The organism is Spirosoma taeanense (assembly GCF_013127955.1).
GTDB classification, from domain to species: domain Bacteria; phylum Bacteroidota; class Bacteroidia; order Cytophagales; family Spirosomataceae; genus Spirosoma; species Spirosoma taeanense.
In genome coordinates this window covers 743,242-757,953 of the sequence record NZ_CP053435.1, presented here as the reverse complement: position 1 = coordinate 757,953, position 14,712 = coordinate 743,242, and the positions used below count along the sequence as shown (strand labels likewise).

General features: G+C 52.2%; 12 protein-coding genes. 3 read left to right on the top strand and 9 right to left on the bottom strand.

What is annotated here, in order from left to right:
- Positions 1–14: 14 nt before the first annotated feature.
- Positions 15–3,158: a metallophosphoesterase gene (locus tag HNV11_RS03280; RefSeq protein WP_171738300.1), complete on the top strand. Its 3,144-nt coding sequence runs from the start codon at positions 15–17 to the stop codon at positions 3,156–3,158.
- 4 nt (positions 3,159–3,162) lie between these two features.
- Here HNV11_RS03280 and HNV11_RS03275 read toward each other — a convergent pair whose 3' ends face one another.
- From HNV11_RS03275 to HNV11_RS03250, 6 genes are all read right to left on the bottom strand, one after another.
- Complete coding sequence (locus HNV11_RS03275) at positions 3,163–3,618, bottom strand: hypothetical protein (RefSeq protein ID WP_240163735.1); 456 nt, start codon at positions 3,616–3,618, stop codon at positions 3,163–3,165.
- Positions 3,619–3,768: 150 nt separating this feature from the next.
- Positions 3,769–4,326 (bottom strand): hypothetical protein, encoded by a 558-nt coding sequence (locus tag HNV11_RS03270; RefSeq protein WP_171738299.1) that lies wholly within the window; start codon positions 4,324–4,326, stop codon positions 3,769–3,771.
- A gap of 96 nt (positions 4,327–4,422) precedes the next feature.
- Positions 4,423–5,799: an alkaline phosphatase family protein gene (locus HNV11_RS03265; protein WP_171738298.1), complete on the bottom strand. Its 1,377-nt coding sequence runs from the start codon at positions 5,797–5,799 to the stop codon at positions 4,423–4,425.
- A gap of 202 nt (positions 5,800–6,001) precedes the next feature.
- Positions 6,002–7,231 carry a metabolite traffic protein EboE gene (gene eboE / locus HNV11_RS03260; RefSeq protein ID WP_171738297.1) on the bottom strand — a complete coding sequence of 410 codons (1,230 nt, stop codon included), beginning with the start codon at positions 7,229–7,231 and terminating at the stop codon, positions 6,002–6,004.
- Positions 7,232–7,310: 79 nt separating this feature from the next.
- Positions 7,311–8,474, bottom strand: a complete 1,164-nt coding sequence (locus tag HNV11_RS03255) for a 3-dehydroquinate synthase (RefSeq protein ID WP_171738296.1) — start codon at positions 8,472–8,474, stop codon at positions 7,311–7,313.
- A 157-nt stretch (positions 8,475–8,631) separates the two neighbouring features.
- Positions 8,632–9,621 (bottom strand): glycosyltransferase family 2 protein, encoded by a 990-nt coding sequence (locus tag HNV11_RS03250; RefSeq protein WP_171738295.1) that lies wholly within the window; start codon positions 9,619–9,621, stop codon positions 8,632–8,634.
- Positions 9,622–9,996: 375 nt separating this feature from the next.
- Between HNV11_RS03250 and HNV11_RS03245 the strand changes: the two genes are divergently transcribed.
- Together HNV11_RS03245 and HNV11_RS03240 are read left to right on the top strand one after the other, a co-directional pair.
- Complete coding sequence (locus tag HNV11_RS03245) at positions 9,997–10,743, top strand: SDR family NAD(P)-dependent oxidoreductase (RefSeq protein ID WP_171738294.1); 747 nt, start codon at positions 9,997–9,999, stop codon at positions 10,741–10,743.
- A gap of 66 nt (positions 10,744–10,809) precedes the next feature.
- Positions 10,810–11,211 (top strand): hypothetical protein, encoded by a 402-nt coding sequence (locus HNV11_RS03240; RefSeq protein ID WP_171738293.1) that lies wholly within the window; start codon positions 10,810–10,812, stop codon positions 11,209–11,211.
- 3 nt (positions 11,212–11,214) lie between these two features.
- On the opposite strand, the gene HNV11_RS03235 is transcribed toward HNV11_RS03240, so the two are convergent.
- From HNV11_RS03235 to HNV11_RS03225, 3 genes are all read right to left on the bottom strand, one after another.
- Entirely contained in the window at positions 11,215–12,006 is a 792-nt protein-coding gene (locus HNV11_RS03235; protein WP_171738291.1) for an MBL fold metallo-hydrolase, read from the bottom strand.
- 76 nt (positions 12,007–12,082) lie between these two features.
- A complete protein-coding gene (locus HNV11_RS03230; protein WP_171738289.1) occupies positions 12,083–13,651 on the bottom strand; it encodes a sensor histidine kinase in 1,569 nt (522 codons plus the stop codon).
- A gap of 91 nt (positions 13,652–13,742) precedes the next feature.
- Positions 13,743–14,546: an alpha/beta fold hydrolase gene (locus HNV11_RS03225; RefSeq protein ID WP_171738287.1), complete on the bottom strand. Its 804-nt coding sequence runs from the start codon at positions 14,544–14,546 to the stop codon at positions 13,743–13,745.
- Positions 14,547–14,712 lie beyond the last annotated feature (166 nt).

Genomic DNA, 14,712 nt, shown 5'->3' with positions numbered 1-14,712 from the left:
AAACATTATGAGCCATGAAGTCTCTTATCGTTCTAGCATTGCTGTCATTTGGGCTTCTCGCGGGCCTGTCTGCACAGCCTACCAGTCAAACTGTCGTTGCCGTTGGGGCTACCTGGAAATTTCTAAATCAAAACGGCGACCAGGGTACTGTCTGGCGAACCGAAACCTTTAATGACGCGTCCTGGTCGGTGGGGCCATCACCCCTGGGCTACTCACCCAATAATTCGGATGCGGCTAGCACGACTATCTGCAACGGCTGTTCCGGCTGTACCTGTACCGATTGTGCGCCCGACTGTAACACCAAGCGCATTACAACTTACTTCAGACACACGGTCAACCTGAGCGATGTTACCGGAACCTTTTCAATTCGCTACCAGCGCGATGATGGCATTGTCATCTATGTGAACGGCACAGAAGTTCATCGCGAAAATCTCCCGGAAGCACCCGCTACCATCACCTACTCAACCACAGCTACTGCCATTCCAAGCGATGACGAGGAGCGGGCCTGGAAAACCGTGACTATGAACCCAAGCAGCCTGTTCCATACGGGAAATAACGTCATTGCCGCCGAGATTCATCAGACGAGTGCCTCCAGTTCCGACATTCGCTTTAACATGGAAGTTACGTTTACGCCGGTTGCTACACCGCTGGTCCGGGGGCCGTATCTGCAAATGGGGACACCTCATGAAATGACCCTGCGCTGGCGCACCTCAACGGTTTCGACCGGTAGGGTGCGTTACTGGACCACTGAACCAGGCAGTCAGACCTTTACTGCCGACGAGACATCGGCGACGACCGAACACGAGAAACGCCTGACGGGCCTAACTCCGTCAACCCGTTATTTCTACACAATAGGCGCTACCGACGGCTCTGTGCTGCAGGGCACACCCGACAATTACTTTTATACGTCACCCCCATTAGGCATTCCTGAAAAAACGCGCATATGGCTAATCGGCGATTTTGGAACTGGGGGAGCCCGCCAGATTGACGTAAAAAATGGCTTCAAAACCTTCGCCGGCAGCGAGTATATCGATATGTGGATCTGGCTGGGCGATAATGCCTATAGTGCAGGCGGGACAAGAGATGGGCGGGACTCGGTCTATCAGCTCAATGTCTTCAATGTATACGGTCCGGACCGGTTTATGCGACAGACTCCTTTTTACGCTACCCCCGGCAACCACGATTATTACAGCACCGAAGCCCGACGAATAGACCATGCCATCGATTATTTCAATATAGTCAGCAATTTTCGGGGTGGGGCTGGTAACGACAAAGAAGAGTATTACTCCTTTAACCACGGCAATATCCACATTGTCAGTCTCGACAGCTATGGCTACGAGAGTGGCCAGGGTACAGCCATCTTCGCTCCGGCTGGGCCGCAGATGACCTGGCTCAGAGCCGACCTGGAAGCCGCCAAAGCAAATCCCGCCATTACGTGGACCCTGGTTTTCCTGCACCATCCGCCGTACACCAATGGCACGCACGACTCCGACAGCGAAGCCGAACTGACAAACATTCGCCAGCAACTGGTACCTATACTGGATCAGTACCGGGTTGATCTCTTAATCGGCGGACACAGCCATGTGTATGAACGCACCAAGCTGATAAAAGGCCATACGGGTCCATCCAGTACGTTCGACCCCAATGTGCACAATGCCCCGCCCGCCAACAATGAGCCAACGCCCAATTTTTATTACAAGAACCGAATGGCGCCGACCAACGAGGGCGTCATGTATATCGTAAATGGCACGGGCGGAGCAGCCGGAAAAGGGTCTATCCCCCAGCACCCGGCGATGGATGTTTCGCTGGATGAAGGCGGCTCGCTGTATCTGGAAGTAGAGGGGAATCAACTCATTGGAAAATTTATTGGTTTGAACGGAGCGGTGAAAGACGAGTTCACCATGATCAAAACAGAATCGGTAGCCAATACGACTAACACCCTCCTGGGTACTGATGCCGGAGCTAGTCTGAACACAGAAAGTCAGCAGAATACCCTGGTGGGTTATCAGGCTGGCTACCACACGACCTCTTCAGCCAATCTGATGTTTGGCTATAAAGCTGGCTACAACAACACAACCGGCAACTTCAACACCTTCCTGGGTGTACAGGCCGGATTAAGTAATACGACCGGTTCTGCCAACTATATCATGGGTACCAACGCGGGCGTGGCTAATACGACGGGTTCGGGTAACTATTTCCTGGGGGATAACGCCGGCAGCGGCAATACGACCGGCGGCTTTAATATTTACATCGGGGCCAATGCCGCGTCTGGGGCAGGCGTTAACGGCGACAATAACCTGGCCATTGGCTTTGAATCCGGCCGGGCTAACGTTGGTGGCTTCAACAATACCTTTCTGGGCTTCCGGGCCGATGCCGGCGCGAACAACCTGACCAATGCTACTGCTATCGGCAACAATGCCCGGGTAAATCAGAGTAACAGTATTGTGCTGGGCAATAGTGCTAATGTTGGTATTGGCACTTCAACGCCACAAAACCGCCTGGAAATCGTTGGTGCCAACAATGCTGGGGGATTACGTATAACGAATCTGCGATCAACCACACCGGCGACTCTCCTGAACCAGACTAAATTTCTAACCGTCAACGCCAATGGTGACGTAGTGCTGGGCAGCATCAACAACTCCGCCCGCGCAACGTCTCTGCTTTGGGAGCAGCAGGGCAATAACCTGCGCAACGTGAACGCGGGTAGCGTTATTATTGGCGAGGGAATTTCCCGAATGCCCGCCGACTATAACCTGTTCGTGTCCAAAGGAATCCTGACCCAGAAAGTGAAGGTAGCCGTGAGAAACACAGCCGACTGGAGCGACCGCGTGTTTGAAGACGCCTACCACCTCCGTCCGCTACCGGAAGTCGAGCAGTATGTGCGCACCAACCGGCATCTGCCGGGCATTCCGTCAGCCGAGCAGGTCGTCAGTCAGGGCATTGATCTGGCCTGGATTAATGCGAAACTGCTGGAAAAAATCGAAGAACTCACGTTGTATGTCGTTCAGCTGGAAAAAAACAGCCGCAAGCTGGGAGCTGAGAACGCCCATTTACAGCAACAGATTACTAAACTCAATGCATTTGCCCAGAGACAGGCACAACTGGAACGTCGGGTTAGACTATTAACCCAACCGCCATCCGCAGCGAAACCCAAATAACGGCTTACTCCTCGTCCTCCCGCTTACGGATAGTCTGGACAACTCGTCCGTTTTCGACCAGTCGGGTTTTTAGGACCGTTTGTTTAGGAATAGCCACAACCAGCATCGGCTGCGAGCTAACAGACTCAGGCTTCTGAACCTGGGTCGTGTCCTTCAGTCGGATATACCGCACAGTAAGGATTGAGTCCTGCACAAAAATACGGCTAACGGAAAGCTTGGGGGGCGTATTTGTCGGCGGCAGAGCAATACCGACAACCATCTCCTTACCAAAGTTTGGCTGCAGCGTGCGTCGGAACAGGCCCGGGGCCGGTTTAAAAACCTGCTTAAAGGTCTCGGCCTGTTCAAACACAAATAAAGTTGGCTTTCCTTTATTGACCGGTGCGTCTTCATTCAGCGCAAAACCTTCGAGCAGCCGATACCGAAGGTTCGTCTGCGCCAGTGCAACCAGACTTACCAACAAACAGAATGTGAGAAAAGAGAACGATCTAGATACTCGTAAACGGAAATGCAGGGACTTAAAAAAAGACATAATCACGCGTAAACTTCTTGGCACTACTAACTTTTAACGGTCAGCTCGCTGTTTCGGTGTACGTATGATCAGAAAAAAGCCTTATCTGGGCGTTTGCGCCGACGATTCGGCTGGGTTCTCGATACTCATGCCGGCCACATTAAAACATGAGTTCTGATTATCGCTCTTGCACTCGAACAGATCGAAGGACTCAACGCCCTTATCTAACCGCTCAAAATACAGCACAAACGGTACCTTTTCATCGTTTCGGATCTCGCGCGTATTGGGCGTCAGGGGGATACCCTCGGTCTTGACCAGCGCATACGTTCGTTTACCATCCGAGGAGGCCAGGACGGCTTTGGGATTGAATGAAATAGCACTTGTACCGTAATAGTTGTTGTTGCGGTCGCCGGGGTCTTTGCTGTAGGTCATATACAGCACGGTGTAATTAGCCGTCAGGCGGATATCTGTTACGCGGATGTCAGAGTCCTGCGAATGCCCCAAACCACCGTGCGGGTCCGGATAAAGACGCTGCTGGAGCGCATACGTAGTTTGGTTGGGCTGGTAATACTCCGCACCATCAACCGGCGCCGTTACCCGGGGTGGCCGGTTCGACGTGCAGGCTGAGGCAAGCAGAAGAAGGGCGACGAAGGTTTTCATAAGCGGTCGTTTGCGGGTGTTTTACTATCCTTATCGCTTCGTATACGAAACCAATCTAACTAGGTATGACAACCAATACCAGCCGCTATCTGTTTTTCAGGCCATAACGCCGGCCGCTATTGTTTCCCATATCTGGTCATAAACAGCCGTTGCCGACAGCGAATTACCTACATTCCGGCTGCTGACGAAAACCGGATGGTGTTCCCGCGCCGTTCCAATGCGCCCGTGCGAGCCTTTCACCAGCGTTGCGTCGAGCGAGATCACATCCATCAGATACCGGAACCCAAGCAGCTTCCGACCAAGTTTATAACCAGCTCGGAGCTTAATCAGCGGATTGGTCTGGTCCATGAACATTTCAACGGGATCGTAGCCGGGCTTTTGGTGAATAGCCACCAGCCGGGCGTAATCCGGAGCGCGGGCGTCGTCGAGCCAGTAGTAATACGTAAACCAGCTCTCGGCATCGGCAATGACCACAAAATCGCCGGAACGTTCGTGGTCGATGTGGTATTCTTTCTGCTGTTCTTTATCCAGCACCCGTTCAACGCCCGGCGTCTTCTCCAGCATCGATCGCACTTTGTCATAAACCATCGGGTCGTTGATATACACGTGAGCGATCTGGTGATCGGGCGTCGCGAAGGCCGGCGAAGCGCCCGCATCAAACACTTCCAGGCCCCGCTCTTCACGGTAGCGAATCAGACCCGCTTCGCGCAGAATCCGGTTGATATGAATAGGGCGGCTGACGTTCGTAATGCCGTATTCCGACAGCACAATCACCTCGGCACCCTGTTTTTCGTAATACTGGATCAGATCACGGCAAACGTCGTCGATCTCGCGCAGATCGTTACCCACCTTACCAAAATCCTGACCGAATTTCTGCAGGCAGTAGTCCAGATGCGGCAAATAGATCAGCGTGAGCGTTGGGTTATGCCATTTATCGACCAGCATCGACGCATCGGCAATCCAGCGACTGCTTTTAATTGTTGTGGCGGGGCCCCAGAACTGAAACAAGGGAAACGTGCCAAGTTCTTGGGTAAGCCTATCCCGCAGGTCGCCGGGGTGGGTATAGCAGTCCGGAATTTTCATCCCATCGGAGGGATACTGCGGCCGGGGCGTAGCCGAATAGTCGGCGGTGGAGTACATATTATACCACCAGAACATCTTCGAGACCGTAAAATTAGGATCAATCTTTTTGGCCCGTTCCCAGATTTTTTCGCCCGCCACGAGCTTGTTCGACTGCTTCCAGAATTTCACTTCCGAGTCGGTCCGGTCATACCAGCCGTTGCCAACGATTCCGGTTTCGCTCGGCCATTTGCCTGTTACGTAGGTTGACTGCACCGAGGTAGTAAGGGCCGGCAGCATAGGATCAATTGTGGCCTGGTGTTTACCAGCAAACCACTGTTTCAGAAAGGGCGTGTGTTCACCAATCAGCGAATACGACAGGCCTACAACGTCGAGTACTATGGTCTTTTGCATCAGTCAAAACCGACAATTAAAATAACCACTACCGGTGCATAAAAATAGGCGCAATCCGGAGTGGAATCAAGCTAAACAAACCATTAATTAGGCACGTAACCGGAGATTTAGGCAAGATAGATGAAGATCAGGACGTTAAATCCGGTTCGTATCTCACTTAGGGAAGCTCTTCAGGAACCCTGCTATTTACCTCCTGAGCTGGTCAATCGGGTATGTTCTGTACAACCCATTTGATCTCCCGCTCAATCGAATCGACCAGGTTCAACTTCAGTTTCTCCGGCAAGACGTCCCAGGTATAGGTTTCGACTTCCAGCTGGTTAGTAAAAGCCCGCTCGGCCTGTAACTGCAGCACCTCCCGAATGTCGTCCTGCGTGGACATCAACCGGCCGTAATCGGATACGAACAGCGGAACGTGGTAATGCGCCCGCCATTCATTATGCGTATCATCGAACGCAGCCAGCGCATCGGGCAAATCCGGGAAACGTAGCAGTGCGCCGGTCTTTGTGCGGGTTACGACCTGGTGCAGATACGTTGGTTCGTTAAATTGTTCGAACGCCTGCCGAACGGCATTACGTCCCGCTTCGTCGGCTGGAAACTCCGCTTTCAACGCTGCGCTGATCTGGATTTTGCCGACGCGCAGGCCATAGTTTTTCAGTTTGGCCAGCACCTCGGCCGGGCGTTCATATCCCACGGCAAAATGGCAGACGTCGTAGCATAGCCGGACATGCTCGCAGATTGCCGCTTCGGCTTCTTCGTCGGTTAAGTCGAACTGCTCACTGAGTTGCTCGATACCCATCGGCAGCAGGTAATCCGTAAACCAGGCAATAAACTCGTCGGAGGTTTCGATGACGCCGTCAGGTTCAGGTTCCAGATCGAGGTGCATCAGTCGGTCGGTTTGCCGACGTAACTTGATTAGTTCGGCCACCACCTCAAGAATGTTTTGGGTGGTCTGCGAGAAGATATAATCGCGGGCGGCCGGCTGCTCCCATTCAAACCAGTGCCGATACGATAAGGGCGAGGTCGACACGCCCCCCTGAATGGCGTTCCCCAGCTCATCGACCGGCAACAGCACCGACAGAATACGAAACAATCGCTTGGTGTATTCAACCCGCGCTTCGGTCGTCCAATCGGGGGTGTGTACCTGGTCTTTGACCACCGTGTTATGGAACCCCCCGAACGGAAAGCCATTCATGGTGAACACATAGCAGTTATTCTCAGCAAGCCACCGCTGAAAGGCAACGAGGTTTTCGGGCTGTTCCAGCTCTTCGCTCGCTACGTTGGACAGGCGAAGGCCAATGCCGAACGGCTGATCGGGTGAAAGCCGCTGTTTCAGTTCCGGAATGGCCTGTTGTAAAGCCGCAAAATGATCGACCCACGTTTCGCCCGCGTGGATATTGGTGCAGTAGCCGAGGTGTCCAAGGGGTGTCTTCATGAAACTAGAGTAAACGCAAAAGCACAAAGATCTACCTTTTAGGGCAGGCACTCTGTGCTTTTGTCAGTTAGCTAAACGGTTAGTCCGTCGTTAATAATTCGTTTTCGCGCAGCGTAGCAATGGCCTGCTGAACTTTATTGGCCTCTATTTCGTGCACCTCTTCGCCCCGCCCCAGACTCTGCAGCAGCATGATCGTCAACTGACCACCCAGGTGTTCGCGAAATTCAGCTAATCCTTTCAGCACACCGGCGCTATGATCGGCGTCGAGCATTGGGTGATAAAGTGCAAAGCCAAGGGCGCGCAGCGTTACCAGAACCCGGTCGGCGTCGGCAGCCGATAGCCAGCCAATTTGCTGTGAATACAGTGTATCGAGCGCGATTCCGATAGCGACAGCCTCGCCGTGACGCAGGTCGAAATCAGTAAGCTGCTCCAGTTTATGGGCGCTCCAGTGACCAAAATCCAGGGGCCGAGACGAACCCATTTCAAAGGGATCACCGCCGGCAATGTGCTGCAAGTGCATTTCGGCGCAGCGATGCACGAGGTAGCTCATGGCCGACATATCCCGGGCCGCCAGCGCTTCGGCATTTGCTTCGATCCATTCGAAGAAAGACTTGTCTTTGATCAAGGCCACCTTAATCGCTTCCGAAATACCCGACCGCCAGTCGCGATCATCGAGCGTTGTCAGAAACGTCAGGTCGTTAAAGACGGCAACCGGGGGCGCAAACGTACCCAGGAAGTTCTTTTTCCCCCGGTAGTTCACCCCATTTTTGACACCTACACCCGAATCGTTCTGCGACAGAACCGTCGTCGGAATCCGGATATGGCGAATACCCCGGTGCGAAATAGCAGCCGCATAGCCAACCAGATCCAGCACCGATCCACCCCCAACTGCAACCACGTAGGAATGTCGGTCAATGCCGAACTGATCAACAGCGTTCACAATCTGCTCAACCAGCGACGGATCGTTTTTAGCGGACTCGCCCCCCGGTATAAGGAGGAATTCAGGAATCAGGTCAACCCGAACGGTTGACTGGGCAAAATAGGTCTGGATAGACGTCAATAAATCTGGATGGGCCGCAACAACACCAGAATCCAGCACAAACAGCACTTTTTTAGGCGTAGCATCAACTAGCTGCCGGTTAAAGAAATCGGTCAGCAGTGGATTGGAGGGAGCGAATAATTGTTCGGTAAAGAAAACAGTATAGGTAAACCGAACGCTGAAATCTTGTTGCAGGTGATCCATGAACTAAAAAGCGGTTGAGTAGAGCCGCCCTCATCCTTCAAAAATACAATCAAATCGTTTATGGTTCCTTATTCTACTCGTTATGACTTAAAAAACAGCAAACCAGCCACAAGCCAAACAAAACTGAAGCTTGTGACTGGTCGAACTTAGGGGTTGACTACCAATACAGAACCCGGTATTTCACGGCGCCGTATAAACGCCAGTACACCGACAGGAAGGGTGTTGCCAGAGCGGTCAGAATGGCATACGGTAAACGGGGTTTATCCTCATTATCATCCAGCAGCCGGTGCCAGATCATATTAGCCGATAAGGCCCCCCATATACCGAAGCCAACCGTAGCCACAACGCTGTTACCCGCGACACCGCCCATCACCCCGGCCGCAATACCCATTACCGAGGCATAATATTGCAAAATAAGACCCCGGTCGGTTGCAATCCGCTGCCGGAACAATTCAGGATGCCGTTTGTACAGCAAAGCATCGTAATAGTTTTTCCGCTCATTGGCCAGCGGGGTGTACCAGGGCATTTCGCGCATGGGATGCACAACGATCGCTTCGGGACACCGGCTAATGGGAATACCCGCCTGAATAAATTTAAACTGCAGGTCGCTGTCTTCCCGCCAGGCAAAATTAAACGCTTCCTCAAAGCCGCCGACGCGCTCCAGCGCCGACCTCCGGCAGAAACAGTTAGCCGAAATCAGCTCACCCGTGTCAAAACACAGCGTTTGTGAAGGCTGATCCGTCGACGGATCAGGTAAGGTTAGCCGCAGCTGCCCCATCAGCACCTGGGCACCCCGCTGTAAACCCGGTAGAGCAGCCCTCAGCCAGTCAGGGTGCGGCAGACAATCATCATCCGTGAAGGCAATGAACCGGCCGCGGGCTGCGCGCCATCCCCGGTTTCGGGCGGCTGCGGGACCACGCCAGGTGGGCTGACCCAGATACCGGATTTCCAGCGCTCCACCCGACTGAGCCACCTGCCGGGTGAAGTTCGCAACGGCTGAGGCCGTTTCGGGCGAGTTGGCATCATCAACGATAATCAGTTCGAACTGGTTGCGGGGCAGACGCTGACGACTCAGCGCATCAAGGCATTTCAGGAGTAAAGCCGGTTGCTGATACGTGGGTATCACCACCGAAAATTCAGGGATCATAGCAGGATTTGCGTTAGGTCGTTACCAGATCAGGCCCCGACGCGAACTGCCCACATCGAGTAATCCAAAAACGACTGTGAATGGCTGTTAACTAGCGAGATAAACGCACGAAGACCACCGTCGTTTTAATCAACAGATGCAATCTGATTTAACGGTACGATTGGCCGGTCGAAGGCGGTGAACACACTTAAAAGCGCTTGTTTTACGATGAAAATACAATTTTTTGGCCAATTTTAACAATTCGTTGTCGCGGCTTTCGACCTGGGTTTTGCATTAAATATGTATAGCCAGAACGCTAGAAACCCGACGGGCCATTTGCCCCGGATTCTGTTAGCTTTGCGGCAATACTATCTGTCAACAACTCGTTTTGCTTTTATGATTGCACTCATCACCGGCGCCACCTCCGGTATTGGCCGGGCCACTGCCGAAGCCTTTGCCGAACTCGATTACCACCTGATTCTATGCGGTCGTCGACAGGACCGGCTGGACGAACTGGAGGAACAGTTCAGCGAACAAACGTCGGTGCTGACCCTTAACTTTGACGTCAGAAACCGGGACGAGGTAGATCAGGCTATCCGCACGCTACCTACCGAATGGCAGGCCATTGATATTTTAGTGAACAACGCCGGCAACGCTCACGGCATGGCTCCTTTTCAGGATGGCGATCCGGCCGACTGGGATCAGATGATCGACGGGAACGTACAGGGTTTGCTGTACGTCTCGAAGGCGGTGGTTCCGGGTATGGTTGCCCGGAAACGCGGGCACATCGTTAATCTGAGTTCCATTGCAGGCAAGCAGACCTACGCCAATGGAGCCGTGTACTGCGCCAGTAAAGCCGCCGTTGAAGCGCTTAGTACCGGCATGCGGCTGGATCTCACCCAGCATGGGATCAAGGTCACGAATATTGCGCCCGGCGCGGTCGAAACCGAGTTTTCAATGGTTCGCTTCAAAGGTGATGCCGGTCGGGCCGCGAAAGTGTATGAAGGGTTTACGCCCCTGACCGCCGATGACATTGCCGACACCATTGTTTATGCCGTAACGGCACCCGCCCACGTAACCATCGCCGACCTCACCATCCTGGCTTCGGCGCAGGCGGCCGCTACAACTATCGTCCGAAAATGATGCCCTGCGCGCGATTCATAAGCTGCGTAATAACTTAACTCAATCGTTCTAAATTCTAGTTTCTGTATGAGAACCTTTATTACCGTCCTGACCCTGGTCATTGGCTTTTCGGCGATGACGTTCGCCCAAACGCAGTCGGTGGAGAATGAAAAGTTCGTTTTCCTCAATAATGGCGTAACCGTTGGCATGATCATAAAGTCGGTTCTGAAAGCCGATAAACAACGGCTCAAACTAACCGATCAGCAGCTTCCCAAAGCCAAAGAGATCATTACAAAGGCTACCGTGAAATACAATGAGGGCGTAAAGAAACTGAAAGCGGCTTCGGGTATGAATCAGCAGAAGTTACGAACTCTGGCCATAGCCGTCGAAACCGAGAAAGTTCACGACTACCGCGCCATTCTTACTCCGGAGCAGTACGCCGTTCTGGTTGCGCAGCACAAAAAAGTGTATCCAGAAAGCAAAGTGTAAAGACTAGGCTACCGACCGGATCACACGGGGAGCATCAATCTGATAGACCGGCGTTTCTTCAAAACGAGAAGCCACAATAAGTTCCGTGCTTTCCATATGTGGTGTGAATAGCTCCCGAATCAAGTTTGGGCAGTTGTTCTCTTTAGACACGTGAGCCAGCAGCAGATGACTCATAAAAGCCGGCTTATGGGTCCTGAGCAGATGCAAGGCCTGCTGGTTGGAAAGATGACCTTTTCCACCCCGAATCCGATGCTTCAGGTAATAAGGATACCTGCCCCGTTCCAGCATCTGCTCATCATAATTAGCTTCCAGAAACGCAGCGTGACATTGACTGAAATGATCGATCAGTTGCGTACAGGGACTGCCGATATCCGTAAACACACCCACTCTGGTATCCAGGCAGGTAATCAGAAAACTATGCGGGTCAGCGGCATCGTGCAGTTTTGGGAACGCCGTGATGCATAATTCACCGATCCAGACGGGCTCATGGCCCCGCAACGGTTGAATGGGTAACCGAAGCTCCGACAGTCCTGACGAGCGCAGCGTACCGGGGGTAATAAATACAGGAAACTGATATTTTTTGGCCAGTTGACTAATGCCCCGAATGTGGTCAGAATGCTCGTGGGAAACGAAAATAGCTTTTACGGTCTCCATCGATAGACCCAGTCTCCGCATTCGCGTTTCGGTTTCGCGGCAGGAGATGCCGGCGTCAATTAAAACCGCTTCGCGTTCGTTACCAACGTAATAGCAATTTCCATTGCTGCCTGAATTTAAAGATGTGATAAACAGGGGCATTATACAACCAAAATTGGTAACTGGTCCTTCAGTTGGGGTACACTCTAAAAAGCCGCCAGAAGGAATACTCAACAACTTAAAGCAGGTGTTCATTTACCGTTTCCGGGTCAATCACCTGTACGTACTGCGCCGGAAATACGACCCGGAAGGTTGTACCCACATTCAAGGTACTATCTACTTCAATAGCCGCGCCCAATTTCTCGGCCAGAGCCTTCACAATGGACAGACCAAGCCCCGAGGAGCCTTCATTATTGGTTGGCTGGGCCGACAGACGCTGAAAACGCTTGAACAGCTTTCCCCGATCGTCGGGTGAGATACCGGGGCCTTCGTCACGGACGGCAATGGCTAACTGCTTATCTGTCAACTCGGCCTCCACATACACATTACGTCCAAACGGCGAGAACTTCAGCGCGTTACTGATGAGGTTATCCAGAATACGGACCAGCGATTCGGGGTCGGTATGCAGCAGAACCGGCTGTTCGGGTTTCTGCATATGCAGCGTAATCTCTTTCTGATAGGCCTGCGCCGTAAAGCTGTCTACAATAATTGTCAGGAGCCCGTCCAGCTCTGTACTGGTCATCTGCAGGGGCTGGTTGGACGTAATGAGCTTATTGAAATAAACAATGCTGTCAATCAGGTTCAGGCCGCGCTTGATGGTCTTCTGCCCGTATCCGATATTTTCGCTCTGTTCGTCGTTGAGCGGGCCATGCATCGGCAGGAAGCTGAAAATGAAACTGAGCGTAGCCAGGGGCGACTTCAGATCGTGCGCGATCACACTGATCAGGTTTTCAATCTCCTGATTGGCGTCCGCCAGTTGCTGACTCTTCGTGTATAGTTCGGTAACGTCGTTGAACAACCAGATCCGCCCTTTAAAGTAAGGGGAGAAAATGGGCTGGGTGCGCACAGCCAGCACCTGACTATCGAACCGCCATATCCATTCTTTAGTGATGAAGTGAGGATTCTTCATCAGCTCGCCGGCAGTTTCGTTAATCGCATCCTGATTCAGGGCCTGCGCCCGTAACCGCAGCATGCCTGTCGATACCTCAACGGACGAGGGCCGTAATTCATCGGGGGCCAGGTTCAGCAGTTGAATGGCGGCCTGGTTCACCCAGCTGACATCATCTGATTCGTTAACCAGCACAACAGCCTGCGGAACCACCGAAAAAATAAACCGGTACTGCTGCTCCATCGCAATCCGCTGCAGTGACAGGTAATGGATCAGCACCTTGTCGCCAAAACGGAACAACGCATTTTCAATATCGGTCGGCACGTGATCGGTGGTCGATTGCCAACCAATCAGAACCCATCCTCTGAACGAATAATTGTCCAGGCGCAGGCCCGCCATCTGACAGCAGGTACCCGAAATCGCTTTCAGGGCCCGGCGCGGCACAAAGGCCTGGTCGAAGAAGAACGCTTTTGAGCGGGTTAACTCGGCCAGCTGACCCGGATTAAACGGCTGCACCGATCCTTTAGTGCTCGAAAAAAGCACAGTGGCCGTCCATTCGTCGCGCTCCTGAACGACGTAACAACAACTGGCCTGCAAAAAATCAAGCAGTTCCGACGCGTAAGCCGCCATCTTCCTTGGCCCAATTTCATTAGCTGAAATTGCCTGAAAATTCCGTTCGAGAATTCTACAGTCTAACATTATGGGTTTCGAAAAAAAGTCAGAGGCTTAGGTATTCGACGAACCGCTGCATTCGACTTATCACGTTCTAATAAGCACGGCAACACCGGTATTAGTTCAGATTAATAAACGGTTTAATGGCCTTTATGACCTTGTCGGCATCGCTGATGTGCGGATGATGGCCCTGCGTATCTATGATTGACAATTCGGCATTCGGAATATGTTTTTCCAGGTAATAACAGACCTCCATCGGAACGGCTACGTCATCTTTCGCCTGAATGAGCAAAGTAGGGTGCCTAACACGCTCAACATCAGTCCGGTGATCTGACTGAAAGATCATTTTAGCAATAGAAAGCGCAACATCCGGACGCATAGCCGACAGCGTCTGGGCATAGGCTGAAGCCAGCTGCGGCCGGTCAGGATTAGCCATAATCGTCGGGGCAAACCCGCTGGCCCAGGCATAAAAATTGCTTTCCATCTGGGTAAACAGCTCGTTGAGCACTTCCTGACTGAACCCGCCATAGTAATCGTCTCCGTTGACGTAGCGGGGAGAGGCATTCAGTAAAACAAGGCGCGAAAACCAGGCTGGCTCCTGAATGGCGGCCAGAATTCCACTCATTCCGCCCACGGAATGCCCAATAAAAGTAATATTTTCCAGGGAAAGCTCCTCAATGATGTCCAGGATATCGTCGGCAAACGATTGAAGTTTTCTGTACTTACGAGGATTAAAATACGGAACCGTTTGCTTGTTAGCCCCTACGTAATCGAACAGCACAATCCGGTAATCATCCAGAAACGCCGGAACAACTTCGGCCCATGCCTGTTGGTCGTTACCAAAACCATGAGCAAACACCAACGTCTCATCTGCCTTCTCATTTCCCAGCACACGAACGTTATTGCGCAAAAGTACTGACATAGGGTTTTTTTATACTTTATGTTACTTTGTATGCAATTTAATACCATTAATGGGATAAGTTCGTCAAACAGTTGAATTTCAATGAAAAATTTCAACTATTCCTGAATAATCCAGCCTAAACAGTTGCTTCTCACCTCTAAGATTAGGCCAGAAGCAACACGCCTTA